We start from the raw sequence: 23,060 nt of genomic DNA on the forward strand, positions 1-23,060 counted from the left end.
GTTTGCCACAAAATGTTTGCCACAAACAGCATATCTCAAATGTCTGCCACTTTGCCTGCCGTGCTATCTTATCACAAAAATAGCTGGAAACACAGAACACGGCAAATTACAAAATTGTTAATCGCCCCGGAGCTGATATATTTAGCCGAATAATCATTGAAAGCACTGAAAATATGACCGATTGGCTCAATCAAACCATTTCTCTGGCGGGCATTGCCACCACCTGGCTTGAAATACTGGGCTTTATTACCGGCGCAATCTGTGTTTATTTAAATACACAACAGAATGTCTGGGGATGGTTTTTCGGGATTGTAAATGCAGTGCTGTATGCGATCGTTTTCTGGCAGGTCCGGCTCTATGCAGATACAGGTTTACAGGGTTATTACTTCCTGACGAGCATTTACGGCTGGTGGATGTGGAAATTTGGAGGGAAAAATCACGACGGGATCAGTGTAACCCGCACGCCAGTTCGGATGTATCCTGTTTTCGGCTTGATTTTCATCGCTATAACCGCTTCGTGGGGATTTTTATTAAGCAAATTTACAGATGCCAGCCTTACTTATGCCGATTCCGCATTGACTGTCGCCAGCCTGATCGGGCAATGGATGATGGCACGTAAATATCTGGAAAACTGGATCTTGTGGATTATTGCGGATGCCTGTTACGTGGTCATGTATTTTTACAAAGACCTGCATTTGACGGCCATATTATATGCTGTTTTTCTTGCACTGGCAGTAGGCGGCTATGTACAATGGAAGCGTGACGTGGTTCAGCTCAAAACCCAGTAAGGAATTTCCTGCTCGTCAAGCAATGTGCGGATGCGTTCCGAATCGTGGAAAACGATCTGCAATTCCTTTTTCGGCGTTCCTTCTTCTTCCTCATCCATCCATTTCCAATCCTCCGCCGTGGCATCCAGAATGTCGATCACCGAAAGCAGTTTCTCCTCGGATTTTTCCCTGGCGAGCCAATCAGCCGAATTTTCAATGTAAATGATCACTTTTTGCTCTTTGATCCATTCCAGATCATTCAGCATTTCGTCCAGCGCATCGAGATTTTTCCCGTCATGTTCGGGGAAGTGCATGGCTGTGGAAATTTCCTGGTAAAAATCTTTGAGTGAAGTGGCTTTGCTGCCATCGACTTTCGCGATGAATGCGCCCAGAAACAAGGTCCGGACATCCGATTGCTCCCTGGTGATCAGGAAGTGTGTGTTCTTCATATTTTCGGCGGATTACAGAGCTGCAAGTTAGAAAAAATAAAATTGCAACATCGTAAATCAGCTGTCAAAGTCGGAAAACCTCCGGGCAGGAAACTGTTTGCGGCGAATTGTCTGCATTAACCTCCATTAAATCTGCCATGTAATCCCACCACTTTTTCATGATCGGCAATGATGCCAAACCTGCGGTCTGATCATTGCTTCCCAATTTTTGGAATGCAAAAAGAGCTAATGTAACCTCGTCCAGAAAGATGTAATATTCCCTAATGCCCGCGTCTTTAAGCAGTTGCGCCAGCTCAGGCCAGATCTCATCGTGACGTTTTTTATATTCTACCTCATTACCCGGCTTCAATTGCATCCGGAATGCTGAAATTTTGTCCTGCTCCATTAAGGCGATTTTGGTTAGACCCTGAATGTGTTTAAGCCAGGTGCCAACACTTTTCTAATGCCGTGCTGACGGATTTTTTTATAGGATCAAGGGATTCAATGGAGAATTAAGGGCTTCGCCAGCCGACTGGCCGCACATCCAGCGCTGCCGGTCGGCTTCCTGGTGTTTATTTTTAGGTTCCGTCACTTTTGCGCCGTCGGCTATGAAAATAATGGTCATTACTTCACGCATCGTATCAGGCGATTTGTTTCCCGGAGCGGAATGCAATGTCCAGCCGTAATGCCAGGTCGCATCGCCCGCTTTCATGGTTTGTGCACGCGCAATTTTGAAACCCTTGTCCTGAATAAATTTTTCAAGCATAGCCTCCGATTCATCGGAAATGGGCACATTCTCAACAAAACCGGCCCGGTGCGACCCCGAAGCAAATGTAAGCATGCCCATATCGACGTCTATATCAATCAGCGGCATCCACATGGTAATGGTGTTGTTGGTATCGACAGGCCAGTAATATTGGTCCTGGTGCCAGGGGGTAAAGCCACCGCCAGGCTCCTTATAAAGAGCCTGGTCGTGGTAAATTCTGACGTTCTCTACTCCCAAAAGTTCCGCGGCAATTTTTCCAAAGCGTTTGGCCAATGCATAATTCTTCACGTTTTCGTCCACTTCCCACAAATTTGTAATCTGTAAAAAAGCTTTTCCATACGTGTCCCTGTCTTCCAGCTTTCGCTTTTCGGTGTTGAACTTTGTGGCAGCAGCGTTGATAACGTCCCTGTAATGAGACACTTCCACTTCATTCAGCACGCTAGGGATGAGTACATGACCATTTTCTCTGAATGCATTGATTTCAGTTTCAGAGATTGCCTTAAAATCAGCCAGATCGGGAGCAGTTCTGGTCGTCATAACTTTTTAAGAGTTTAGGAATAATCAATTTCAAATTTCGGCTCTTTTGTTGTTGGTGGCTAGGCTAATAATGGATATTTTGTGGCTAATATTATCTAGTTTTACCTCAACAATTCTACTACGATTAAGATAGTCAATGATAAAGGCACTATTTGAGACGATTAATTCCGGATCGGATGCGTCGTTTCTGGTTAACTCATTCAATCTCGAAAAGTTTAACGTCCCCTATCATTTTCATCCCGAATTTGAACTTACATTGATCCTGAAAGGGAAAGGGAAGCGCTATGTAGGCAAGCAAATGGCCGATTTTGACGCCGGAGATCTTGTATTACTGGGCTCGGATCTGCCGCATTCCTGGAAATCGGAAAGCATTTCAACGCCTGGCTTTCACGCCAAGTCTATCGTAGCGCAGTTTGACAAAAGTTTCCTGGGAACCGACTTCTTTGACAGGCCAGAACTATCTAACATTCGCAACCTGCTAAAAATCAGCGCACACGGCATTCATTTCACGGGACAAACTGCCAAGGAAATAGGCGCCAGAATGAGCGTTTTGGCGCAGGAAGAAAATGCCTTGAAGAAAATGCTGCTGTTACTGGACATTCTCGAAGATCTGGCCGATTCCAAAGAATTCGTCCTGCTGGACCAGGACGGTGTTGTCGCCACTCAGATCAATAGTAATAAGGATCGCATTAATGCGGCTCTGGGCTATATTATCGATAATTTCCGGAATGATATTGTGCTGAATGAGGTGTCAGCGGTTGTTAATATGTCGCCCAATGCTTTTTGTAAATATTTCAAAAGGGTTACCAACAAAACTTTTCTGGACACAGTAATCGATTACCGCATCAATTTCGCCGTGCAACAGTTGCTGTCAACAGACCGGCCGGTTTCGGAAATCTCCTTTGACAGCGGTTTTGGCGACGTCTCCCATTTTTATAAACTCTTCAAAAGGCGCATGAAAATGAGCCCGCTTAATTATAGAAAAAGCTTTCAGAAGGGGCTTTAAATTGGTTATTTACACGGCCTCACTTGCAAAAAGCATCCTCAATGTGATAAATGTCAGACTTCCCGTCTGGTTGAATCAGGATGGAAACAATGTCGAAGCGGATGTCGAACATCCAGTCTTTGTCGAAAATGTAATGTTCGGCTGCACGCATGATCAGGCGGGCTTTGGTGACGTTTACAAATTCTTCGGGCATGCCAAAACCTATGTTGCTGCGCGTTTTGACTTCGACGAAGATTAGCATCTTGTCTTTTGTAACAATGAGGTCGATTTCGGAATATCGGTTGCGATGATTTTTCTCGACTATCTCAAATCCCTTCTGCGCCAAAAACGCCGCTGCCTGATCTTCACCCCAGTTTCCGAGGTCATTATGTGCTGCCATATCTATAATGTGTGGTTTAAAGGATTTCTTTCAATAATTCTTTCAGCTCTTTGTCGGGCATACTTTCACGCTCGCTTTTATCAAAAATAGCGATGAGAAACACCGTGGTTTCAGAAACCTGATAATAAGTAATGACCCTGCCGCCACCGGATTTTCCCTTTCCTTTGGACGCAATGGATAATCGGATCTTAAAGCAGCTTCGGCCTAGTGAGGTTCCTTGAGTAGGGTTGAGCTTGAGCGATTGGATGAGTTCGAAAAACTCTGATTTTAACGATGGATATTTCTTTGCAAGCCTTTTAAGTTCCGATTCGAATTTGGGAATGGTCTTTACCTTAAAGCTCATTAAAAAGGTCTTCTGCATCCCTGGCAGGCATCTTGCCGGCTTTTACCAGATTCAGTTGCTCCACAGCTTCCTTCATGTCTTCTATCACATTGCTCTGAAAAGGAGACAACGGCCTGGTTTTAACAAACGGAAGCCTTTGCAATAAACTCATTACAAAGGTGGCTTTCTCATCCTTAATGTCAAGCAGGACTTTCATATTGCTGAATTTGAGCCGTAATGGATTTGTTTCGAACATTTATAATGCAAATTAGTGTTATTATAATAAAGAAGAAAACGTGCGCTTTAACCGCCTTTCCTCATTTAGACGTGAGATGGTTTCCGAAGTCACGAAATCTTCTGAATTTTTTTGAAAATTTTTTAAATGAATACCCTCATCAACAAACATGTTCATTTCCAGGATCTGGGGCTGATTGATTATCAGGAGGCTTGGGATTATCAGGAGAAGATTTTTGCGGAGACGATCTCTGTGAAGACGGCGAACCGGAATCTCGGTACGGACGAGCAGCTTTTAACTCCCAACTATTTGCTTTTTTGCCAGCATCCGCACGTATATACGCTTGGGAAAAGTGGGAAGGCGGATCATTTGCTTTTGAATGAGGAAGCGCTCGGGGAAAAACAGGCAAAATATTACAGAATCAACCGCGGCGGCGACATTACTTATCATGGTCCCGGCCAGATCGTTGGTTACCCGATTTTTGATCTGGATAACTTTTTTACAGACATCCACCTCTATATGAGGACATTGGAGGAGGCTATCATCCTAACATTGGCTGATTATGGGCTAATTGCCGGTCGGATTAATGGTTTGACGGGCGTTTGGTTTGATTTTGAAGAACAGAAAAATCCGAGAAAAATCTGTGCATTAGGGGTAAAATCTAGCCGGTGGGTTACGATGCATGGTTTTGCTTTGAATGTGAATACGGATCTTTCTTATTTTGGTAACATTGTGCCGTGCGGCATTCAGGATAAGGCAGTTACTTCCATGGCAGCGGAATTGGGCAGGGACTTGGATATGCAGGAAGTTTCAGATAAATTAAAAAATCATTTAGCAGGACTGTTCCAGATGGAGCTGTAAGTAGAGAATAAATGAAAAAAGACATCATATTTCATCCCGTTCAGGGCATACAGGTTGCAATTGTAAGGAGTATCAATGAAGCGCAGGCAGAAGAATGGAACGTAATCGTGATCAACCGGAATGCGCAGCCGATCACAAACGTTTTTGTTACGTCAAAAGGTTACGGCAGCGGTGAATCAGGTACAAATGCGGACCAGCGCACTTCCACACTCAGGCATTTCTTTCCCTTGATAAATGCAGGCGAACATGCTGTTGTTGAGCCTATTATGCCCGATGTTTTTCATCTTAACAACGAATTTTGGGTGAGCTATTTCATTGGAAATCAGATATACGATAAAAAGTTTATCTTCGTGCCCGACAGCATTATTGAAGATAACCTGATCCAGATCAGCCCGCTTGGTCTGGAGGGAGTAGTGCACGAGTAGCGGGAATTTTATACCAAACACACATTATGACTGATGAATTTAGAAAGCGTGCCAAGAACTTCTTGTTACTTGACATTGAAACGGTCTCTGCCTTCGCATCCTATGACCAGCTCCCCGAACGGATGCAGAAGCTTTGGGACAAAAAAACCCTGAGTTTCAGGAAAGGCGACGAGACGCTCTCCAATGCGGAATATTTCTATGATCGCGGCGCGATTTACTCGGAATTCGGAAAGATTGTATGCATTGCATTCGGTGCATTTTACTGGAATGATCACGATGAGATTTCGTTTAAAGTCAGCAGCTTTTCCGGAGATAATGAGGCAGATATTCTTTTGCAGTTCAAAGCGTTAATAGAGAAATATCCACCCGAGCAACTCATTTTGTGCGCACATAACGGTAAGGAATTCGACTTCCCCTTCCTGTGCCGCCGAATGCTTATCCATTGCATCGAAATTCCAAAAGCTTTACAGATTTCGGGTAAAAAACCATGGGAAATCCTGCATCAGGACACGATGGACCTTTGGAAATTTGGTGATTATAAAAGTTACACTTCCCTGGACTTGCTTGCAGCCGTTTTCGATATTCCCGGCAGTAAAAATGAAATGAGCGGCGACCAGGTAACGCGGGTTTATTGGGAAGAAAAAGATCTGGCCAAAATTTGTCGATATTGCAGGGAAGATGTTGTCGTACTGGCACAGCTTTATCTGAGATTACACTGTTTCAAAGCCGTCCGGCCGGAGAATATTATTCGGATAGAATGAGTGGACGAAGCCAGCAATCCGCTTTTACATATGTGAAGGCATTACATTAAGAATAAATGAGAGATAAAAAGATAAAAGATAAACAAGGCAATGATAAGAAAGAGGCCAAAGCGCCTCATCATATCGTTTCCTACATCGATAATTTGAAGGCTGATATTGCGGCTTTCTTCGATCTGAACAGTGACCAGACGTTCCGGCCGTTTGATATCCACGACCATTTTGGCGTTCAGGATAAGAAGGTCAGGGCGCTTATTAACGAAATCATACATGAACTGGAAGAGTCCGGAAGGCTTGTGCACCAAAACGGCGGTTACACAGCCGGGCCGAATAAAGAAGTTAAAAAAGGGCTGACCGGCCGCGTAGACCGTGTTAACAAGTCGTTTGCATTTGTGATCATTGAGGGCCGTGAAGACGACATTTACATTGAATCCGAAATGCTGAACGGCGCCTGGGATGGCGACATTGTGACGGTTCAGCCACTGACAAAAAACAGTCGGAATTCAAGATCCGGCCGCAATGATTCGGGCAAAACCCGGGTGGAAGGCCGCGTTGCGGAGATTGTGGAACGATCGGGCACCGATATTGTCGGGGTGATAGAAATTACGTCCCGCTATGCTGTCGTCCAACCGGATAACAAAAAACTTTTTGACCCTATTTACATTGAACCGGAAGAGGTTAAGGACGCGGAGAATGGTGATAAGGTGATTGTAAAAGTTACCCAATGGCCTACGCGCAGAAGCCAGGCGGAGGGCGAGATCGTTGAAGTTCTTGGAAAAGCCGGTAACAATGATGTCGAAATGCATGCCATTCTTGCTGAGTTTGGACTTCCCTATCATTTTCCTGAAACAGTTGAAGCGGAAGCCCAGCGAATTCCGGATAAGATTTCAAAAAAGGACATTGCAAAACGGAAAGATATCCGTGACGTGCTGACGTTTACAATCGACCCGGTTGACGCGAAAGATTTTGACGATGCACTTTCTGTGCGTTATCTGGATGATGGTAATGTTGAAGTCGGCGTGCACATTGCAGACGTTTCGCATTATGTACTGCCTGGAACCGAGTTGGAAAAAGAAGCTTACCGCCGTGCTACATCGGTTTATCTGGTGGACCGGACTGTTCCGATGCTTCCTGAAAAACTTTCCAATAATCTTTGCTCACTTCGCCCTAACGAGGATAAGTTATCGTTCTCAGCGATTTTTGAAATAAGTCCGAAAGGAAAAGTGCTCAAAGAATGGTTTGGCAGGACAGTCATACATTCGGACAGGCGATTCTCCTATGAAGAAGCGCAAGCTGTTTTAGATTCGGGAGAGGGAGATTATCCGCGCGAGCTGAACACATTGAATACGCTGGCCAAAATTCTGAGGAAAGAACGGTTCAAAAACGGCGCCATTAATTTTGAGACAACGGAAGTTCGTTTCAAGCTGGACGAGCAAGGAAAACCCCTGGGCATTTATACCAAAGAACGCCACGATTCCAACAAGCTGATTGAAGAATTCATGCTTCTTGCCAACAAAAGGGTGGCGGAATATGTGTTTTCACTTTCAAAAGGCGAGAATAAAAATACAATGGTGTACCGGGTCCATGAAGCACCGGACACCGACCGTTTGCAGACTTTCGCCAATTTCGTTGGTAAACTGGGCTATAAACTCGAAGTGGAGGAGGAAAATAAAATCGCCAAATCCATGAACAGCATGCTTTCAAAAGTAGAAGGCAAACCGGAGCAAAACCTGATCGAATCCCTGGCGGTGCGAACCATGGCAAAGGCAAGGTATAGTATTGATGATCTGGGCCATTTCGGACTGGCTTTCCAACGCTATTCCCATTTTACGTCGCCCATTCGTCGTTACCCGGACGTGATGGCGCACAGGCTGTTGCAACATTATCTGGATGGTGGCAATTCTGTGCCTAGTGAAAGCTATGAAGAGGCGTCTAAGCATTCGTCTGAAAGAGAAAGGCTCGCTGCGGAGGCCGAAAGGGCTTCGATCAAATACAAGCAGGTTGAGTACATGAGTATGATGGACAAAGACCGCGAGTTTGACGGGATCATTACCGGCGTAACTGAATTCGGGATTTTCGTCGAAATAACAGAGACCGCTTCCGAAGGCCTGATCCGTATGACAGACCTTGGAGATGATTATTACGAGTTGGACAAGGAAAATTACCGGCTCCTGGGTCAGCGTACCAAGAAGATCTATACGTTTGGCGACAAGGTGAAGGTGAAAGTCAAAGACACGAACCTTGCCAGGAGAAGCATGGATCTGTATCTGGCTGGGACGATCCCATCGCCAGCTAGAAATAACAATGGCTCGGGTGATAGGGACAGGCGGCCCAGAGAGTCGCGCGAATCGAAATCTTCGGGCCGGAGCGATCGCTCTTCAAAATCATCGACCCGATCCTCTTCGTCGGCAAAGCCTAAAAGTAAGAGAAGAGGAAGATAGTCAGGCTGTTTGTTTGGTTGTTTTCAAAAGTTCATCAACTCGTTCAGATAACGCTAGTAAGCCTTTTTTAACTTCCACATCTAATGTTCCCGGAGCAAACTGATCTTTGTTCCGGGCCATTTCCTCCCAAAATTCGTTTTTTTCTTCGTCTGTTTGAAGTGTTGCAAATTTGCTGAATGCGGTTTGCAGTAGTTTGGGAATTAAGTCTTTGTTCTTCATATATCTAATAAAGATTTGAGTTCCTGTAGGCGATCAAGAATACTATCAATATGTGCTTCGAGTTCTGCTCCTTTTAGACTGGACAACTCACTTCCCAATCCAACATAAAAATCAAGTAATTTTTTCAAATCAATGATCTCTTGTTCGAGATTTTTCTTTTCGAAAGGCGACATTTCCTTTTGTTAGTGCGTGTTTAAATTCTCGTTCAATATATACAAACGTTTTAAAGAATGGCAAACGGATTATCTGCCGGAAAATCGGAGCCGTTAAATTTTTCGGATGGATGTTAGATTGACTGGGTTGTAGACTTTGTGGTTAATACAAACTACAATCCCCGGCATGCTCAAAACATTAAAATCCATAGCTTTCTTACTGATCCTGTCCCTGACCTCGCAAGCCCAAAAAGCCGCTGACAAGGAAGAATGGCAATCATTGTTCAATGGCAAAGACCTGACGGGCTGGGACATTAAGATTGCGGGGCATAAGGTGAATGATAATTACAAAAACACCTTCATTGTTGAGGACAACATGATCCGGGTGAACTATAAGGAATACGATAAGTTTACGACCGAATACGGGCATATGTATTACAACAAGCCCTTTTCTCATTATAAAATCCGGCTACAATATCGCTTTACCGGCAATCAAGTGCCCGGCGGGGCTTCCTGGAATGTGAGAAACAGCGGCATAATGCTTCATTCGCAGTCTGCTGCGAGCTTAGGCCTCGATCAGGACTTCCCTATTTCTCTGGAAATGCAATATTTGGGCGGGTTAAATGCAGGTGAACGCACAACGGGCAACCTTTGTACACCCGGAACCATTGTGGAGATCAACGGCAAAGTGGATGAGGCACATTGCATCAATTCCAGATCAAAAACTTACAATGGAGACCAGTGGGTAACTGCCGAGGCGATTGTATTGGGCGACTCGATCGTTTACCATATGATTGAAGGCGACACCGTTCTGGTGTTTACAAATCCAAAAATTGGTGGTGGTTATGTTGGTAAAAATCATACATTTAAAGATGGGAAAGTAGGCAGCGAAGCGGAATGGGTGCGCAAAGACAATACGCCGCTAGGAAGCGGTTACATCGCACTTCAGGCCGAAAGCCATCCCATTGATTTCAGGAACATTCAATTGCTCAATTTAAAGGGTTGTATGGATCCGAAAGCGTCTAACTATAAGTCTTATTATCAGTACGCGGACAATAGCAGTTGCACGTTTAATAAGTAGTAGCCAGCGGTGACGCATTTGCTCCGTCACGCCAAGTAGTTTTGATTATATTTGGTAACATCATTTTCTTTAACCCATTACAACATGAGCATTGTTCAGCGCGTCATTCGCAAGGCCGAATCTCTTAAAGACCATTATTTTCCTTTAAAAGAATTTGACTCTTCTACGCTCCCCTGGATTGACAAGCCTGGTGCCAACATTGCCGACTTCCTGGCAAAACATCCACCTCGTTACAAAGTGCCTTATAACATGGCAGAAAAGCTCGAAAACTGGGAACAAAAAGGTTACGCCGTTCTCGAGAATGTCATCCCGGAAGAAATGATCGATAAATTCTGGGGCGATTTCCAGGAGCTGGTGCAGAATCCTGACAAATATGACCTCTCAGTCCGCATCGATCTGGATGAGTTTAAACCAAATCAGGAACGGAACATTAAGGAATTCCCAAAAGAAGCATTACTGGGTAAATATGTGAAGATCAATGATTTCCACAACTCATCGGTAGCGGGGAAAAAACTGATGACGCATCCTTCCATTGTTTCATTCCTGGAAGCAATTTTTAATCAAAAAGTGGTGGTCATGCAAAGCCTCGTCTTTATGTATGGAAGCCAGCAGCCCACGCATCAGGATTTTCCCTGGGTAACAGCAAAAATCCCAAGCCACCTGGCAGCCGCGTGGATCGCCTTGGAAGACATTAAAATCGATTCAGGCCCGCTTTATTACTACATTGGCTCACATAAGATGCCAAAATTTGACTTCGGAAGCGGTATTTTATTCAAAAAAGATTCAACCAAATCACCGCTCGAATTTGCTCAGTATCTCGACAAAACCTGTGCAGAGCATCAGTATCCGAAGGAAACATTGCTCATTAAAAAAGGTGATGTGCTGATCTGGCACGCAGCGCTCGCGCATGGAGGTTCAATGATCACCAATCCGGAACAAACCAGAAAATCGTTCGTTTGCCATTATTCAACCGAACAGGCATTGCCTTACCACAGAAATTTTGTGACCCAGGAGCCTGTTAAGCAGGAGTTCAATGGCGTTTACATCTATAACAACCCTGTTTTCCCCCAATCCGAGGATGTATTGAAATAATTAATAACCAATTCATTTTTGGTTTTTTATATTTTTGCAAAAAATGGACGTTTATACTGGACACAGCATCGTCCATTTTTTGTTTTATATCATTTGCCAATCTCCCTGAATGAAAAACACAACACTCCGGTTAGTCTTGATTATAGGTTTGCTCGCCGGGGTAAACTGGTTGGCTTCACAATTCTTCTTTCGATGGGATCTTACGGAGGATAAGCGTTATAGCATTTCGGAGGCTACAAAACAGCTTTTAAGTGATCTGGACAAGGATATTATTGTCAATGTTTACCTAAATGGCGATCTGCCCGCCGGTTTTGAAAGGCTGGAAAGTGCGACGCGGGAAACATTAGAGGAATTTAAAACCTACGCAAACGGCCATCTGATCATCAATTATTCGGATCCATCCGAGGCATCCAGTGAAGAGCAAAGGCAAAAGCAATATTTGAATCTTGTAGACCGGGGATTAACCCCAACCAATGTCTTTGCAAACGAAGATGGCAAACGAACGGAAAAGATCATTTTTCCGGGAGTAATCGTTCAGGCGGATACGATGTCTGTCCCGGTGCAGCTCCTGAAAGGAAACAGATCCAGCTCCCCGGAAGAACAGCTTAACCAGTCCTATGAGGGTGTAGAATTTGAAATTGCATCTGCTATCCGGCTTTTAGGCAGCCAGGAAGATAAAAAAGTCGGGCTGGTGGTAAGTCATACCAAAATCTCCCCTGCCCGATTGAGCGACCTGATAGCGACCATTCAGCAGAGCTACGATGTGTTTCTGGACATGAACAATCCCGAATCCTATGAGGGACTCGATGCATTGCTTGTGTTGAAACCCGACAGCGCATTTTCGGATAATGAAAAATTTAAGCTTGACCAATACATTATGGGAGGCGGGAAGGCGCTTTTCTTTGTTGATGGGGCGCGTGTCGACAGCATTAGTCTGGATGGGAATTATGCGCAGCCACAGGATTTGAATCTAAATGACCTGTTTTTCAAATGGGGCGCTCGTGTTAATACCAATCTTGTGAAGGACTTAAATTGTGCCGAAATTCTGCTGAATGTCGGCAATATGGGCGACAAGCCGGAAATCAGGCCTATGCCCTGGCGTTTTTTTCCCTTGCTGAATAACTTTGGCACACATACGATCACTAGGAACCTCAATGCAGTTTACACAAGATTTTTGAGCTCGATTGACACGGTTGGCGGCGCTCCTGAAATCAATAAAACACCATTACTAATGACTTCCGGCTACACGCAGGTCGTAAATGCACCCGCATTGGTAGGTTACAACGAAGCGCGTAAGGATCCGGATCCGGCGACTTATAATAATGGGACAAAACTGGCGGGTGTCCTTTTGGAAGGGTCATTCACATCTCTGTTTGCCAACAGAATTTTACCCGGCGACCCACGCGCTGCAAAATTTAAATCAAAGGGAAATCCGGCGAAAGTGATCATTTGCTCAGACGGTGATTTGATTGTAAATGATTATGATTATAAAAGGAATGCTCCGCTTCCGCTCGGTTACGACCGCGTGACGAAACAAACATTCGGAAACAAGGACTTCGTGATGCATGCGCTTGATTACATGACGGACGCAAACGGATTGATCAAAGCACGCAACAAACAGATCGACATTCGGGCATTGGACAAAATCCAGATCCAGGAAAATAAGAAATTCTGGCAGGCACTCAATTTACTCTTGCCTATTGCGCTAATCGGGATTTTTGGAGCGTTGCGCTACTATCTTCGTGTGCGAAAATTCACCTGATAAGGGCTGCTTCATCGGTAATTTTTTATACTTTTGTTCACTACAAGACAGATTTTTTCAAACCTGTCTTTCTATAAATTTATCATCTAAACACTTACGTCACGAATTATGAAGTTTGTCGTTTCGTCATCAGTTCTACTCAAACAGCTATCTGCTATAAACGGTGTCGTTTCAACGAACCCAATTGTGCCTATTCTTGAGAACTTCCTTTTATCGCTGGAAGGCAATACATTAACCGTGACGGCTTCTGACCTGCAAACGGTGATGATCACTGAAATCGAGGTTGAATCTTCTGAAAAAGGAGCCATTGCGATCCCTGCTAAATTGTTGCTGGATACGCTTCGCGGATTGCCTGAGCAGCCGATCACATTGCAAGTGAATAGTGAAACATTCGGAACAGAGATCATCTCTGACAATGGTCGCTACAAGCTCTCAGGCGAAAATCCAATCGATTTCCCTAAGACACCGGCTGTTAATCGCGGCCAATCCGTTGACTTTTCTTCGTCTGCATTAGGTGCGGCCATAGCGAATACATTGTTCGCCACCAGCACAGACGATCTTCGGCCTGCTATGACCGGGGTTTTCGTTCAAATGGGGACAGAAAACGCAACATTCGTGGCAACGGACGGTCACCGCCTGGTAAGATATCGCCGGACGGATATCAAATCTGATGTAGATACATCGATGATCATTCAGCGGAAAGCATTGAATTTGTTGAAGTCTTGCTTGCCATCCGAAGATTTGCCGGTTAAAGCTGAATTCACTTCCAGCAATGCCTTTTTCAGCTTTGGAAATATCCGCATGATCTGCCGCCTGATTGACGAGCGTTTCCCGGATTATGAGAATGCGATTCCAACGAACAATCAAAATACGCTTACCATCAACAGGATGGAAATCCTTAGTTCGCTAAGACGTATTTCCATCTATTCCAACAGAACAACGCATCAGGTTCGCTTGAAAATGTCATTGAACGACCTCGTAATTTCAGCTGAGGACCTTGACTATTCCAACGAAGCAAATGAGCGCTTAATGTGCGAATATAATGGCGATGACATGGAAATTGGCTTCAATGCTAAGTTCCTCATCGAGGTTTTAGGTAACCTTTCCAGCAAGACAATTACATTCGAATTATCTGCTCCAAATCGCGCTGGTTTGATCATTCCAGTGGACCAGGAGGAAAATGAAGATATCTTAATGCTGGTGATGCCAGTAATGCTTAACACTTACGTTTAGCAATTTACCCTAACCCCTTAAAGGGGCTTACAGATGTTATTTAAGTAAAACAAGTCCCTTTAGGGATTTAGGGTTTTACCCTCTTAAAGAAAATCCAGCTGCGCTCAGCTGGATTTTCTTGCTTTATCTCGTTACCAATCAACTCTTTAACTTATTTTAACAATTAACTACGAAAAAAATCGTAGTTAGGGCTTGCATGTACGATTTTTTTCGTAGACATTTGATACGAAGATTATCGTATAACATTTCTGCCATGTACATCAAGCCAACAGATTCCGAACTAGAAATTTTAAATTACCTCTGGCAAGCAGGCCCCAGCACCGTGCGTGCTGTTCACGATGCCTTGTCTGTGACCAAAGATGTGGGTTACACAACTACATTAAAGCTTATGCAGATCATGCATGACAAAGGACTTTTGTATCGCACCGAACAGGGGCGTTCACACATTTATGTTGCATTGCTTGGAAAAGAGGAGACACAGCAAAACTTGCTGGGCAAATTGGTGGAAACTGCATTTCAGGGCTCAGCCGCGCAGATGGTTATGCAGGCACTGGGAAACCATTCGACCTCCAAAGAAGAACTAGATGAAATACGTGCGTTATTAAACAATCTTGAAAACAATCGTTAGCCATGAAAATAATCCAAAACCTTCTTTCTGACCAAGCCGTCACTTCCTTTGGATGGACTTTGATTCATTCACTGTGGCAAGGCACATTAATCGCTGTGATTGCCGTTGCTGGCTTCTATTTGCTTCGCCGGAAATCTGCTAATCTGAAATACGTTTTTGGAGTCGGATTTTTAGCCGCTCAGGTTTTCGTATCCGGACTCACATTCATTTATTATTATTTTAAAGCAACCTCAGCGGCAATAGTGGACGCAGGCGTTGCTGCTAAATCCAATGAAATGATCCATTTGGCCAGTTCCACAATGAACCGTGCGATGGATACACAACTTCCACTTTCGTTTAAGATTCAGTTTTGGCTATCGGCCCATTTAAACGAACTGGTTGTATGCTGGCTCATCGGCGCTGCTTTTCTGCTCTTGCGTTTTGCAGGCGGATGGATCTTTACAGAAAGATTGCGCACAAAAGCCAACATTGTCATGGATAAAGAATGGCGTGCCCGATTCGGCGTGATGATTGCTAAAATGAACATTACGCAATCGGTTGAATTCCGGGAGTCAGCCAAAATTGTAACGCCTATGGTCATTGGAGCCCTTAGCCCGGTCGTGTTGATTCCGATCGGTTTGCTTTCCGGGTTTTCGACTTCACAAGTGGAGGCGATTTTAGCACACGAACTAGCACATATCCGTCGCAATGATTATTTGATCAACATGCTGCAATCTTTTGTTGAAGTTGTTTTCTTTTTCCATCCTGCCATATGGTGGCTATCGGACCGGATCCGGGCGGAACGTGAACATTGCTGTGACGACATTGCACTGAGCGTTTGCGGGGATAAAATGTCGCTGGCGCACGCATTGGTAAAAGTAGCCGAATGGCAGCACACCCCTGGTTTCGCGATGGCCTTCGCTTCTAAAAAACCATTGCTTTTACAACGGATTCAGCGCGTTTTGGGCATAAGCCCGAAGCCTGCCAGGACACTTGGTAATTTCCCTATCATATTTTTTGCATTAAGTTTGGCCATTGGTGTTTCCGTTTATGCTGTCGCCCAAAAAAGTGACAAGCAAAAAGAGGCAAAAAAGATCACAAAACCGGTCACCAAAAAGCACAATCAACACACTTATAAAGTTGAGGAGGGTAATGTATACCAAATTGCTGCTAACGAACCGATTGACATTCACGTAGATGATGTTGCGGAAATAAGCATCCCAGATTTTGACATCCCTTCAATTGAAATTCCCGAGTTTGAAATCCCTGAGATTGACTTTGCCGGTATGGCAGACGTTCCTTTTATGAACGACTCGACGCAGAAAAAGATGAACGAGATCCATCGGAAGCTGCAAGCATTGCAGGCAGAAATGGAGCCATATAATCAGCGTATTGAGGAGCTTAATCTCGAAATGGAAAAATACCGGTTCGAGGTGGAGCGTGTGGAAAGGAATATGGAAAAGCTCGATTGGAAAAAAGAAGGCGCTATGGAGCTGCGCGAAGATCTGATGGAAAAAAGATCCTCGCTTCTGGAAAAATCCCGTTCCAATGATGCCAAGATTAACGAACAGGAACTGGAAAAGCAACTGGCTGATTTCGAACAACAGATCAAAGCACAAGAGCAAACTATTTCCGAGCTGAATGCACAAATCGCTTCTACGAGAAAAGAAACATTGAAAGCGGAAGAGCCGATCCGAAATCTTGAAAAAGAAATGGAAGGCCTTCGTGAAAAGATGGAATCGATCGGTGAGAAAATGGGCGTTGAATCACTTGGTCTTGCGCGCTTCGAAGCCAGATCCATCCCAAGAGCAAAGGTTGCACGTGTTCCGCGACCCGCAAAGGCCACTTCTATCCGGAGCGGACAAGTGCCACCTCCACCGCCCGCGCCTGCAAAGGCAAAAGCACCGAAAGCTCCTGCTCCGCCCGCGGCACCAGCAGCACCAGCGGAAAAATAATTAAACAAAATGCAAAAAAGCCGGTTACAACAATGTGTAGCCGGCTTTTTTTGGAATATATCAATTTTACTCTACTTCAATAATCACGTCATCACTCATGGGATGACTTACGCAAGTGAGAATAAATCCTTCATTCAATTCTGCATCGGAAAGTGCATCCTCTTCGTCCAAATGCACTTTCCCGGAAGTACACCTCCCCAAGCAAGCCGTGCACATGCCCGCCTGACACGAGTAAGGCAGGTCAATGTCCATATTCAATGCCGCTTCGAGCACTGTTTCATGCGGCTTTACAGGCAACTTGTATTCCGCGCCTTCATAGAATAATGTGATTTCGCGCGTTTTCAATGTATCGTCTTCTTCATCCAAAGTCACTTCCCCAGGTTGTGCGGCCGTGGCGGTCATGAAGCTTTCTTTCCGGATTTTGTTTTCCGGCACAGCCAAAATAGCCAATGCCCGATGCGCTTCCTCCATCATATCTTCTGGCCCGCAAAGAAAGAATTCGGCCTCGGCCTTATTCAATGAAGGCAGCTTTTCAACGATTTTGAGCAAATGACTTTTATTCAAACGCCCCTTCTCCCCTTCCCAATTTTCCGACGGCTGACTTAATGTATGCACCACTTTCAAGCGCTCGCCATATTTGGCCTGTAATGCATCGAGCTTATCTTTAAAAATAATACTTTCCTCATTCCGGCTGCCGTAAATCAGGAAAACTTCACTTTCCGGCTCGACCATCAACACAGATTTCAGTATAGAAAATAATGGTGTCACACCGCTTCCGGCCCCTATAAACACAACCTGCCGAGTCTGGTCGTCACTTTGTTTGGGAAAAAATGCGCCCATCGGCTCCATTACTTCCAATGTATCGCCGACTTTAATCGTATCCAAAAGCAGATTAGAAGCATACCCCCCGGGAACCCTTTTGATCGTGATTGCCAGGGAAACATCCGTATAAGGCGAGCTCGACATGGAATAGGAACGCCGAATTTTCTTATCATCAACCGGCAAAAGCAATGTCAAAAACTGCCCCGGTCTGTAAGCTACCACTTCATTCAGCGGATGCCAGAAATGCAGTGTCGAAGCCTCTTCCGTCTCCTTTTCTATTTCTTTAACCTTCAAAAAATAATACTTACTCATTATTCAAATGTTGCGATGAACGGCCGATCCCCTTGGTCCGGGAATACAAAAGCCTCACAGGTAACACCCATGAGGCTTTTATGATTTCAATTTATGTTATTTTAAAGTCGCTACGGCATCTTTAATGCGTTGCACCGCTTCTACAAGCGCTTCGTCAGCAGCCGCAGTTGAGATACGAATGCAATCCGGCGCGCCAAATCCCGAACCTGCCACGGTCGACACGTAAGAGTTGTTAAGCAGCCAGTTAGAAAAATCGTCCGAGTTGTTGATCGTTGTCGTTCCGTCCGATTTTCCGAAATAGTAACTCACATCCGGGAATGCGTAGAACGCTCCCTGCGGCATATTTACCTTAAATCCAGGAATTTCTCTCAGCAAGCCAACAACTAAGTCGCGACGACGTGCATAAGCTTTTGTCATTTCAATTGAAGGCTCCATCGGACCATTGAAAGCAGCTGTTGCCGCTTTTTGAGCGATAGAATTGGTTCCTGAAGTAACCTGGCCCTGCAATTTTTCAACACCATCCGCGATCCATTTGGCGGCAGCCGTAAAGCCAATCCTCCATCCGGTCATGGCGTAACCTTTTGCCACACCATTCACCGTAATCACGCGTTCTTTCAAAGCAGGAATTGATCCCATGCTGAAATGTCCTTCGTCCGTGAAGTTGATATATTCGTAGATTTCGTCAGCCAGAACGTAAACGTCTTCGTGTTTTTCAATCACAGCTGCGATCTCTCTCAATTCTTTTTCTGAGTAAACTGCGCCGGTTGGATTGTTTGGCGAAGCATACATTACAATTCTTGTGCGCGGTGTAATCGCAGCTTCCAATTGTGCCGCCGTTACTTTGAAATCATTGTCAAAAGCACCATCGATAATCACCGATTTGCCCTCAGCTAATTTCACCATTTCCGAATAACTTACCCAATAAGGCGCAAAAATTACAACCTCATCGCCTGGGTTGATCAAAACCTGGATCACATTAGCTAAAGAATGCTTGGCACCCGTTGAAACCACGATATTTTCAGGTTTCCAATCTATATTATTGTCGCGCTTTAACTTATCAGCAATGGCCCTTCGCAGATCAGGATAACCTGCAACGGGAGAATAACCATGAAAACCATCATCAATGGCCTTCTTAGCAGCCTCGCAAATGTGAGCGGGCGTCTTAAAATCGGGCTCTCCAACGCTCAGACTGATTACTTTGTGACCTTGTGCGGCCAATTCACGTGCCATTTTCGTCATCGCAAGCGTCGAAGATTCTTCGAGTGCGTTGATCCGGTCGGCCAATAACCGGGGTGCAACCTGGGTTTGCTCTGCTACTGCGGACATTGCAACAAATAATTTAGTTAAAGAAGGTACTGCGATCTGTATGAACAAATTGCCCGCAAAGGTACGTGTTTTTTAGAAGTTGTTTTGTGTAATGAAAAGAAAGATTTGTGAGAAAGTTGTTCACAAATAGCTACTATCTGCATTCGGTAGGAAGGATTAGTAAGGAAGATTTGTTAAATTTGAAAAAACAGGGCTACGATGAATGTACTACGACTTATCGAAAAACCGCAAAACAGGGAAATCAAAATTTCGCTTCCTGACTATTTTGGCGACGATATGGTAGAAGTAATCGTTTTATCCTTGGAAAAAAAAGAATCCAATTCTCAGGCTTCCCGCCTAGATACTGCTCAACAATATCTTGATCAATCCAAAAAGTCATCTTTTGATCCAGATATGTTTGATCCGCATGAGCAGTAACACTACCCAGATTTTTATTGACAGCTCCCTCCTTGTTGAGTTCAAAAAACGATCAAAAACAGAATTGCTGCTCCATCTATTGGCGATCCCGGATTTAGAATTAGTCATAAACTCGGTCGTGTTGAGCGAATACACTTTCTATCTGCTTGCAATCGAAGGTAATAAATCTCCAAGATCAGTTAAAGAAAGCAGGGATATTGATAATATTCTAAAGAAGGATCAGCCCGAAAGTTTTATTTCAATCTTCAAAGTCCTGCCAAATGGAAACGAGATCATCCCGATCTATCTGCAAATGATGCGCGACTATAATCTCCTGCCAAATGACGCATTAATTCTTGCATCCTGTAAACTACACAACATTGGAGCATTAGCAACATTCGATGCAGATTTTGCTGACGCCTGTATTTCAGAAAATATTCAGTTGATCCAAGAAATTTCTGATTTAGGATTCTAAAACACTTCCCCCAAATTCACAAACAACCCCCGCGACCCTTTCATGCCGAACCCATAGTCAATCGCCACGTTAGCCCTTGATTTTTTGTTGACTTTGATTCTAAGTCCTACGCCGCCGCCGGGGGCGATTTTTGTGAAATTGTTGGCGGGCCAGTTGGAGACACTTTGAGCGTTGCCGAAGACTACGGCTCCCAGCAGGCCATTGCGGGTGAGGGACATGCGATATTCTGTTTCGAAATAAAGTAGCTTGGGACTTCGGAAACGGCCCTGGATGTAGCCACGCCCCATGGCTGTGGCCGGGTCCCAGCCGGTGCTGGGGAGATCGAGGTAGGGCGCTTTTCCGCTTACTACTAGCCAGTTATAGTTCCAGAAAGCCAGTGTGTTTCTGCTGCCTTGCGGGAGGTTGAAATATTTTCGGATATCTACAACCACTGAATTCCAATTGCTGGTGCTATTTAGTTTTTCCAGGCTGGATCGATATTGAATACTGGTGTAAAAGCCTTTTTCGGGGTTGATGGAATTGGTGCGGTTATCGTAGACCAAGGTGGCAACCGGGCCTGATGAGATGGATTTTGGCGTCAAGCCGTATTTAGTGACGTCGGCATTGGTGTCTTCCATCAGGATGTTCCAGCGGTAATCGTAGAAAAATCCGAGACCGGCATAAAACGATTCTGTGACCTTTTTCAGAACTGTTTGATGCAGCCTGATGTGCCTGTAATCAATCTGTGAGGCGTCTTTTATTTCACTGTTTGGGCCGAGTCCGTAAGTGTCCTGCGGATATTTGAAATAACGCCAATCGGTGAGAATGTTCAGGTCGTTGTCCCGCGTCCAGATGCTGGCTTGCAGCGGAATGGTGATTTGCTTGTATTGGGTGTATATAAAATTGGCAGTAATACTTGATAAGCGCGTTTTATGCGGATCGCTGGAATAGAACGCGGAATTGACATTCATGGAACCGATCAGGCCCGAAGTTAATGTGTAGCCGAATGCAGGGACGATCGAGAATAAAACTTTTCCCGTTTTTAAAACCGTATCCACCTTGACCGAGTCCTGGCGATGCTTTTTCCGCAATCCTTTCAGCACATCAATAATGTCCTTTTGCAGAACGATTTTTTCAACAGAGTCGGCCTTTGCGACGGGCTGGTCGTCAGGAATTTGCATAGGCCGGCCATACATTTCCAAACCTGTGAGCGACAGGCAGAACAATAGCAGCCATATGCGTAGAGAATTGCGTTTCAATTTATTTATGGGGGTAACATTTATATTAAAACAATACATACCAAAATGATACCCAAGCAAAAAGCCACCGATTCGCAAGGAATCAGTGGCTTTTTGTAAACAACTATAAGTGAATTAGGCCAATGCTGCTTTCAGATTTTCATCGATTGCATCAAGGAATTCTTCTGTATAAAGATAATGCTCGCCGTGTTTCACGTCATTCCCGTGAATGTTCACAGCAAGGTCTTTCGTCATTTTACCGCTTTCAACCGTTTCGATACACACTTTTTCAAGGGCAAGGCTGAAATCGATCAATGGCTGGTTGTCGTCAAGCTTTCCACGGAATGCCAAACCACGCGTCCAGGCAAAAATCGATGCGATTGGATTTGTCGAAGTTGGCTTTCCTTTCTGGTGCTCGCGATAGTGACGCGTTACCGTTCCGTGCGCTGCTTCTGCTTCCATTGTTTTGCCATCCGGTGTTACCAACACAGAAGTCATCAAACCAAGTGAACCAAAACCTTGTGCAACTGTATCTGACTGAACGTCACCATCGTAGTTTTTACAAGCCCAAACAAAGTTACCTTCCCATTTCAATGCAGAAGCCACCATGTCGTCGATCAAACGGTGCTCATAATGCACTTTTCCTGCATAATCGCTTTCGTAAACTTCCTGGAAAATATCCTTGAAGCGGCCGTCATATTTTTTAAGGATTGTATTTTTTGTAGAAAGGTAAAGTGGCCATCCTTTGTCCAATGCAACATTGAAACAAGCATAAGCAAATCCGCGGATCGACTCGTCGATGTTGTACATTCCCATCGCAACGCCCGGGCCTTTGAACTGATACACTTCGTGCTCGATCACATTGCCATCTTCGCCTTCAAACTTAATGGTAAGCTTTCCTTTTCCAGGAACAACAAAATCCGTTGCTTTATATTGATCTCCAAACGCGTGACGTCCTACGATAATTGGCGCCGACCAGTTTGTTACCAAACGAGGCACATTGCTCATTACGATCGGCTCGCGGAAAACCGTTCCATCCAGGATGTTACGGATTGTTCCGTTCGGCGACTTCCACATTTGCTTCAAATTGAACTCCTTAACGCGGTCTTCGTCAGGTGTAATCGTTGCGCATTTGATACCAACACCATATTCTTTAATCGCATTGGCTGCATCTATGGTCACCTGGTCATTGGTTTCGTCGCGGTATTCCACGCCCAAATCGTAATATTTGATATCCAGATCCAGATATGGTAGAATAAGTTTTTCCTTAATAAATTTCCAGATAATTCTGGTCATTTCGTCTCCGTCAAGCTCCACTACGGGATTTGCAACTTTAATTTTGCTCATGTCTTGTTTATAAACTATGGTTAAAGAATTTAAAATGCGAGCGTGAAAGTACAAACAATAGCGTAAAAAGGCGAAAAAAGGAGAACATTGTTAGGCGGTTAACTTTGAATGCATTCCGCTAAATTTCGATATTGCCAGG

General features: G+C 44.5%; 26 protein-coding genes. 14 read left to right on the forward strand and 12 right to left on the reverse strand.

What is annotated here, in order from left to right:
* The first annotated feature begins 173 nt into the window (after positions 1-173).
* Positions 174-788, forward strand: a complete 615-nt coding sequence (pnuC, locus tag LZG74_RS24910) for a nicotinamide riboside transporter PnuC (protein WP_233799165.1) — start codon at positions 174-176, stop codon at positions 786-788.
* Here pnuC and LZG74_RS24915 read toward each other — a convergent pair.
* The 3 genes from LZG74_RS24915 to LZG74_RS24925 all read right to left on the reverse strand — a co-directional run bounded on the left by LZG74_RS24915 (position 770) and on the right by LZG74_RS24925 (position 2,498).
* On the reverse strand, positions 770-1,216 hold the full coding sequence (locus tag LZG74_RS24915) for a barstar family protein (protein ID WP_233799166.1): 447 nt from the start codon (positions 1,214-1,216) through the stop codon (positions 770-772). The genes pnuC and LZG74_RS24915 overlap by 19 nt on opposite strands.
* A 64-nt stretch (positions 1,217-1,280) precedes the next feature.
* Positions 1,281-1,601 carry an L-rhamnose mutarotase gene (gene rhaM, locus LZG74_RS24920; RefSeq protein ID WP_233799167.1) on the reverse strand — a complete coding sequence of 107 codons (321 nt, stop codon included), beginning with the start codon at positions 1,599-1,601 and terminating at the stop codon, positions 1,281-1,283.
* A 78-nt stretch (positions 1,602-1,679) separates the two neighbouring features.
* A complete protein-coding gene (locus tag LZG74_RS24925; RefSeq protein WP_233799168.1) occupies positions 1,680-2,498 on the reverse strand; it encodes a phytanoyl-CoA dioxygenase family protein in 819 nt (272 codons plus the stop codon).
* Between the two features lie 136 nt (positions 2,499-2,634).
* Here LZG74_RS24925 and LZG74_RS24930 point away from each other — a divergent pair, with 136 nt between their 5' ends.
* Positions 2,635-3,504, forward strand: coding sequence for an AraC family transcriptional regulator (locus tag LZG74_RS24930; protein ID WP_051350289.1), 870 nt, complete (start codon positions 2,635-2,637; stop codon positions 3,502-3,504).
* Positions 3,505-3,523: 19 nt separating this feature from the next.
* On the opposite strand, the gene LZG74_RS24935 is transcribed toward LZG74_RS24930, so the two are convergent.
* The 3 genes from LZG74_RS24935 to LZG74_RS24945 are packed head-to-tail and all read right to left on the reverse strand — an operon-like array spanning position 3,524 to position 4,422.
* A complete protein-coding gene (locus LZG74_RS24935) occupies positions 3,524-3,883 on the reverse strand; it encodes a YraN family protein (RefSeq protein WP_233799169.1) in 360 nt (119 codons plus the stop codon).
* Between the two features lie 16 nt (positions 3,884-3,899).
* On the reverse strand, positions 3,900-4,226 hold the full coding sequence (locus tag LZG74_RS24940; RefSeq protein ID WP_233799170.1) for a type II toxin-antitoxin system RelE/ParE family toxin: 327 nt from the start codon (positions 4,224-4,226) through the stop codon (positions 3,900-3,902).
* The gene (locus tag LZG74_RS24945) at positions 4,216-4,422 is read right to left on the reverse strand and encodes a hypothetical protein (RefSeq protein WP_233799171.1); all 207 of its coding nucleotides are present in this window, start codon (positions 4,420-4,422) and stop codon (positions 4,216-4,218) included. The genes LZG74_RS24940 and LZG74_RS24945 overlap by 11 nt, the downstream gene beginning before the upstream one ends.
* Before the next feature lie 165 nt (positions 4,423-4,587).
* Between LZG74_RS24945 and lipB the strand changes: the two genes are divergently transcribed.
* From lipB to rnr, 4 genes are read left to right on the forward strand one after another with little or no spacing between them, the layout of a single operon-like run.
* Entirely contained in the window at positions 4,588-5,301 is a 714-nt protein-coding gene (gene lipB / locus LZG74_RS24950) for a lipoyl(octanoyl) transferase LipB (RefSeq protein ID WP_233799172.1), read from the forward strand.
* Positions 5,302-5,312: 11 nt separating this feature from the next.
* Positions 5,313-5,726: a hypothetical protein gene (locus tag LZG74_RS24955; RefSeq protein ID WP_233799173.1), complete on the forward strand. Its 414-nt coding sequence runs from the start codon at positions 5,313-5,315 to the stop codon at positions 5,724-5,726.
* Between the two features lie 26 nt (positions 5,727-5,752).
* Complete coding sequence (locus tag LZG74_RS24960) at positions 5,753-6,487, forward strand: 3'-5' exonuclease (protein ID WP_233799174.1); 735 nt, start codon at positions 5,753-5,755, stop codon at positions 6,485-6,487.
* A 56-nt stretch (positions 6,488-6,543) separates the two neighbouring features.
* On the forward strand, positions 6,544-8,925 hold the full coding sequence (rnr, locus tag LZG74_RS24965; RefSeq protein WP_233799175.1) for a ribonuclease R: 2,382 nt from the start codon (positions 6,544-6,546) through the stop codon (positions 8,923-8,925).
* Here the strand turns inward: rnr and LZG74_RS24970 are convergent, their stop codons facing one another.
* The gene (locus LZG74_RS24970; protein WP_233799176.1) at positions 8,926-9,144 is read right to left on the reverse strand and encodes a hypothetical protein; all 219 of its coding nucleotides are present in this window, start codon (positions 9,142-9,144) and stop codon (positions 8,926-8,928) included.
* Positions 9,141-9,317 carry a hypothetical protein gene (locus tag LZG74_RS24975; protein WP_233799177.1) on the reverse strand — a complete coding sequence of 59 codons (177 nt, stop codon included), beginning with the start codon at positions 9,315-9,317 and terminating at the stop codon, positions 9,141-9,143. Before LZG74_RS24975 ends, LZG74_RS24970 begins: the two co-directional genes overlap by 4 nt.
* A 166-nt stretch (positions 9,318-9,483) precedes the next feature.
* Here LZG74_RS24975 and LZG74_RS24980 point away from each other — a divergent pair, with 166 nt between their 5' ends.
* The 6 genes from LZG74_RS24980 to LZG74_RS25005 all read left to right on the forward strand — a co-directional run bounded on the left by LZG74_RS24980 (position 9,484) and on the right by LZG74_RS25005 (position 17,026).
* A complete protein-coding gene (locus LZG74_RS24980) occupies positions 9,484-10,377 on the forward strand; it encodes a DUF1080 domain-containing protein (RefSeq protein WP_233799178.1) in 894 nt (297 codons plus the stop codon).
* Positions 10,378-10,461: 84 nt separating this feature from the next.
* A complete protein-coding gene (locus LZG74_RS24985; protein ID WP_233799179.1) occupies positions 10,462-11,469 on the forward strand; it encodes a phytanoyl-CoA dioxygenase family protein in 1,008 nt (335 codons plus the stop codon).
* A gap of 109 nt (positions 11,470-11,578) precedes the next feature.
* Positions 11,579-13,231 (forward strand): gliding motility-associated ABC transporter substrate-binding protein GldG, encoded by a 1,653-nt coding sequence (gene gldG / locus LZG74_RS24990; protein WP_233799180.1) that lies wholly within the window; start codon positions 11,579-11,581, stop codon positions 13,229-13,231.
* 108 nt (positions 13,232-13,339) lie between these two features.
* The gene (gene dnaN, locus LZG74_RS24995) at positions 13,340-14,464 is read left to right on the forward strand and encodes a DNA polymerase III subunit beta (protein ID WP_233799181.1); all 1,125 of its coding nucleotides are present in this window, start codon (positions 13,340-13,342) and stop codon (positions 14,462-14,464) included.
* A 253-nt stretch (positions 14,465-14,717) separates the two neighbouring features.
* Positions 14,718-15,092, forward strand: coding sequence for a BlaI/MecI/CopY family transcriptional regulator (locus LZG74_RS25000; protein WP_026631911.1), 375 nt, complete (start codon positions 14,718-14,720; stop codon positions 15,090-15,092).
* 2 nt (positions 15,093-15,094) lie between these two features.
* Positions 15,095-17,026, forward strand: coding sequence for a M56 family metallopeptidase (locus tag LZG74_RS25005; protein ID WP_233799182.1), 1,932 nt, complete (start codon positions 15,095-15,097; stop codon positions 17,024-17,026).
* Between the two features lie 66 nt (positions 17,027-17,092).
* Here LZG74_RS25005 and LZG74_RS25010 read toward each other — a convergent pair whose 3' ends face one another.
* Positions 17,093-18,160, reverse strand: coding sequence for a ferredoxin--NADP reductase (locus tag LZG74_RS25010; protein WP_233799183.1), 1,068 nt, complete (start codon positions 18,158-18,160; stop codon positions 17,093-17,095).
* A gap of 96 nt (positions 18,161-18,256) precedes the next feature.
* On the reverse strand, positions 18,257-19,486 hold the full coding sequence (locus LZG74_RS25015) for a pyridoxal phosphate-dependent aminotransferase (protein ID WP_233799184.1): 1,230 nt from the start codon (positions 19,484-19,486) through the stop codon (positions 18,257-18,259).
* A gap of 198 nt (positions 19,487-19,684) precedes the next feature.
* On the opposite strand from LZG74_RS25015, the gene LZG74_RS25020 reads away from it, so the two are divergent.
* Positions 19,685-19,903, forward strand: a complete 219-nt coding sequence (locus tag LZG74_RS25020) for a hypothetical protein (RefSeq protein ID WP_233799185.1) — start codon at positions 19,685-19,687, stop codon at positions 19,901-19,903.
* The gene (locus LZG74_RS25025) at positions 19,893-20,357 is read left to right on the forward strand and encodes a type II toxin-antitoxin system VapC family toxin (RefSeq protein ID WP_233799186.1); all 465 of its coding nucleotides are present in this window, start codon (positions 19,893-19,895) and stop codon (positions 20,355-20,357) included. The genes LZG74_RS25020 and LZG74_RS25025 overlap by 11 nt, the downstream gene beginning before the upstream one ends.
* Here the strand turns inward: LZG74_RS25025 and LZG74_RS25030 are convergent.
* The gene (locus LZG74_RS25030) at positions 20,354-21,595 is read right to left on the reverse strand and encodes a hypothetical protein (RefSeq protein WP_233799187.1); all 1,242 of its coding nucleotides are present in this window, start codon (positions 21,593-21,595) and stop codon (positions 20,354-20,356) included. The genes LZG74_RS25025 and LZG74_RS25030 overlap by 4 nt on opposite strands.
* 114 nt (positions 21,596-21,709) lie before the next feature.
* Positions 21,710-22,921: an NADP-dependent isocitrate dehydrogenase gene (locus LZG74_RS25035; RefSeq protein ID WP_026631906.1), complete on the reverse strand. Its 1,212-nt coding sequence runs from the start codon at positions 22,919-22,921 to the stop codon at positions 21,710-21,712.
* Between the last annotated feature and the right edge of the window lie 139 nt (positions 22,922-23,060).

It is taken from the genome of Dyadobacter sp. CY327, assembly GCF_021390415.1.
In the GTDB taxonomy this organism is placed as follows: domain Bacteria; phylum Bacteroidota; class Bacteroidia; order Cytophagales; family Spirosomataceae; genus Dyadobacter; species Dyadobacter chenhuakuii.

Excerpts from the sequence above, each read along its gene's own strand:
- LZG74_RS24915 (WP_233799166.1), bottom strand. The coding sequence starts at position 1,216 with ATGAAGAACACACACTTCCTGATCACCAGGGAGCAATCGGATGTCCGG.
- LZG74_RS24930 (WP_051350289.1), top strand. The coding sequence starts at position 2,635 with ATGATAAAGGCACTATTTGAGACGATTAATTCCGGATCGGATGCGTCG.
- LZG74_RS24960 (WP_233799174.1), top strand. The coding sequence starts at position 5,753 with ATGACTGATGAATTTAGAAAGCGTGCCAAGAACTTCTTGTTACTTGAC.
- LZG74_RS24980 (WP_233799178.1), top strand. The coding sequence starts at position 9,484 with ATGCTCAAAACATTAAAATCCATAGCTTTCTTACTGATCCTGTCCCTG.
- LZG74_RS25035 (WP_026631906.1), bottom strand. The coding sequence starts at position 22,921 with ATGAGCAAAATTAAAGTTGCAAATCCCGTAGTGGAGCTTGACGGAGAC.
- gldG (WP_233799180.1), top strand. The coding sequence starts at position 11,579 with ATGAAAAACACAACACTCCGGTTAGTCTTGATTATAGGTTTGCTCGCC.
- LZG74_RS25025 (WP_233799186.1), top strand. The coding sequence starts at position 19,893 with ATGAGCAGTAACACTACCCAGATTTTTATTGACAGCTCCCTCCTTGTT.
- LZG74_RS25005 (WP_233799182.1), top strand. The coding sequence starts at position 15,095 with ATGAAAATAATCCAAAACCTTCTTTCTGACCAAGCCGTCACTTCCTTT.
- LZG74_RS24945 (WP_233799171.1), bottom strand. The coding sequence starts at position 4,422 with ATGAAAGTCCTGCTTGACATTAAGGATGAGAAAGCCACCTTTGTAATG.
- pnuC (WP_233799165.1), top strand. The coding sequence starts at position 174 with ATGACCGATTGGCTCAATCAAACCATTTCTCTGGCGGGCATTGCCACC.
- LZG74_RS24940 (WP_233799170.1), bottom strand. The coding sequence starts at position 4,226 with ATGAGCTTTAAGGTAAAGACCATTCCCAAATTCGAATCGGAACTTAAA.
- rnr (WP_233799175.1), top strand. The coding sequence starts at position 6,544 with ATGAGAGATAAAAAGATAAAAGATAAACAAGGCAATGATAAGAAAGAG.
- LZG74_RS25020 (WP_233799185.1), top strand. The coding sequence starts at position 19,685 with ATGAATGTACTACGACTTATCGAAAAACCGCAAAACAGGGAAATCAAA.
- LZG74_RS24935 (WP_233799169.1), bottom strand. The coding sequence starts at position 3,883 with ATGGCAGCACATAATGACCTCGGAAACTGGGGTGAAGATCAGGCAGCG.
- LZG74_RS24955 (WP_233799173.1), top strand. The coding sequence starts at position 5,313 with ATGAAAAAAGACATCATATTTCATCCCGTTCAGGGCATACAGGTTGCA.
- LZG74_RS24925 (WP_233799168.1), bottom strand. The coding sequence starts at position 2,498 with ATGACGACCAGAACTGCTCCCGATCTGGCTGATTTTAAGGCAATCTCT.
- LZG74_RS24975 (WP_233799177.1), bottom strand. The coding sequence starts at position 9,317 with ATGTCGCCTTTCGAAAAGAAAAATCTCGAACAAGAGATCATTGATTTG.
- dnaN (WP_233799181.1), top strand. The coding sequence starts at position 13,340 with ATGAAGTTTGTCGTTTCGTCATCAGTTCTACTCAAACAGCTATCTGCT.
- LZG74_RS24970 (WP_233799176.1), bottom strand. The coding sequence starts at position 9,144 with ATGAAGAACAAAGACTTAATTCCCAAACTACTGCAAACCGCATTCAGC.
- lipB (WP_233799172.1), top strand. The coding sequence starts at position 4,588 with ATGAATACCCTCATCAACAAACATGTTCATTTCCAGGATCTGGGGCTG.
- LZG74_RS25000 (WP_026631911.1), top strand. The coding sequence starts at position 14,718 with ATGTACATCAAGCCAACAGATTCCGAACTAGAAATTTTAAATTACCTC.
- LZG74_RS25015 (WP_233799184.1), bottom strand. The coding sequence starts at position 19,486 with ATGTCCGCAGTAGCAGAGCAAACCCAGGTTGCACCCCGGTTATTGGCC.
- LZG74_RS25010 (WP_233799183.1), bottom strand. The coding sequence starts at position 18,160 with ATGAGTAAGTATTATTTTTTGAAGGTTAAAGAAATAGAAAAGGAGACG.
- rhaM (WP_233799167.1), bottom strand. The coding sequence starts at position 1,601 with ATGGAGCAGGACAAAATTTCAGCATTCCGGATGCAATTGAAGCCGGGT.
- LZG74_RS24985 (WP_233799179.1), top strand. The coding sequence starts at position 10,462 with ATGAGCATTGTTCAGCGCGTCATTCGCAAGGCCGAATCTCTTAAAGAC.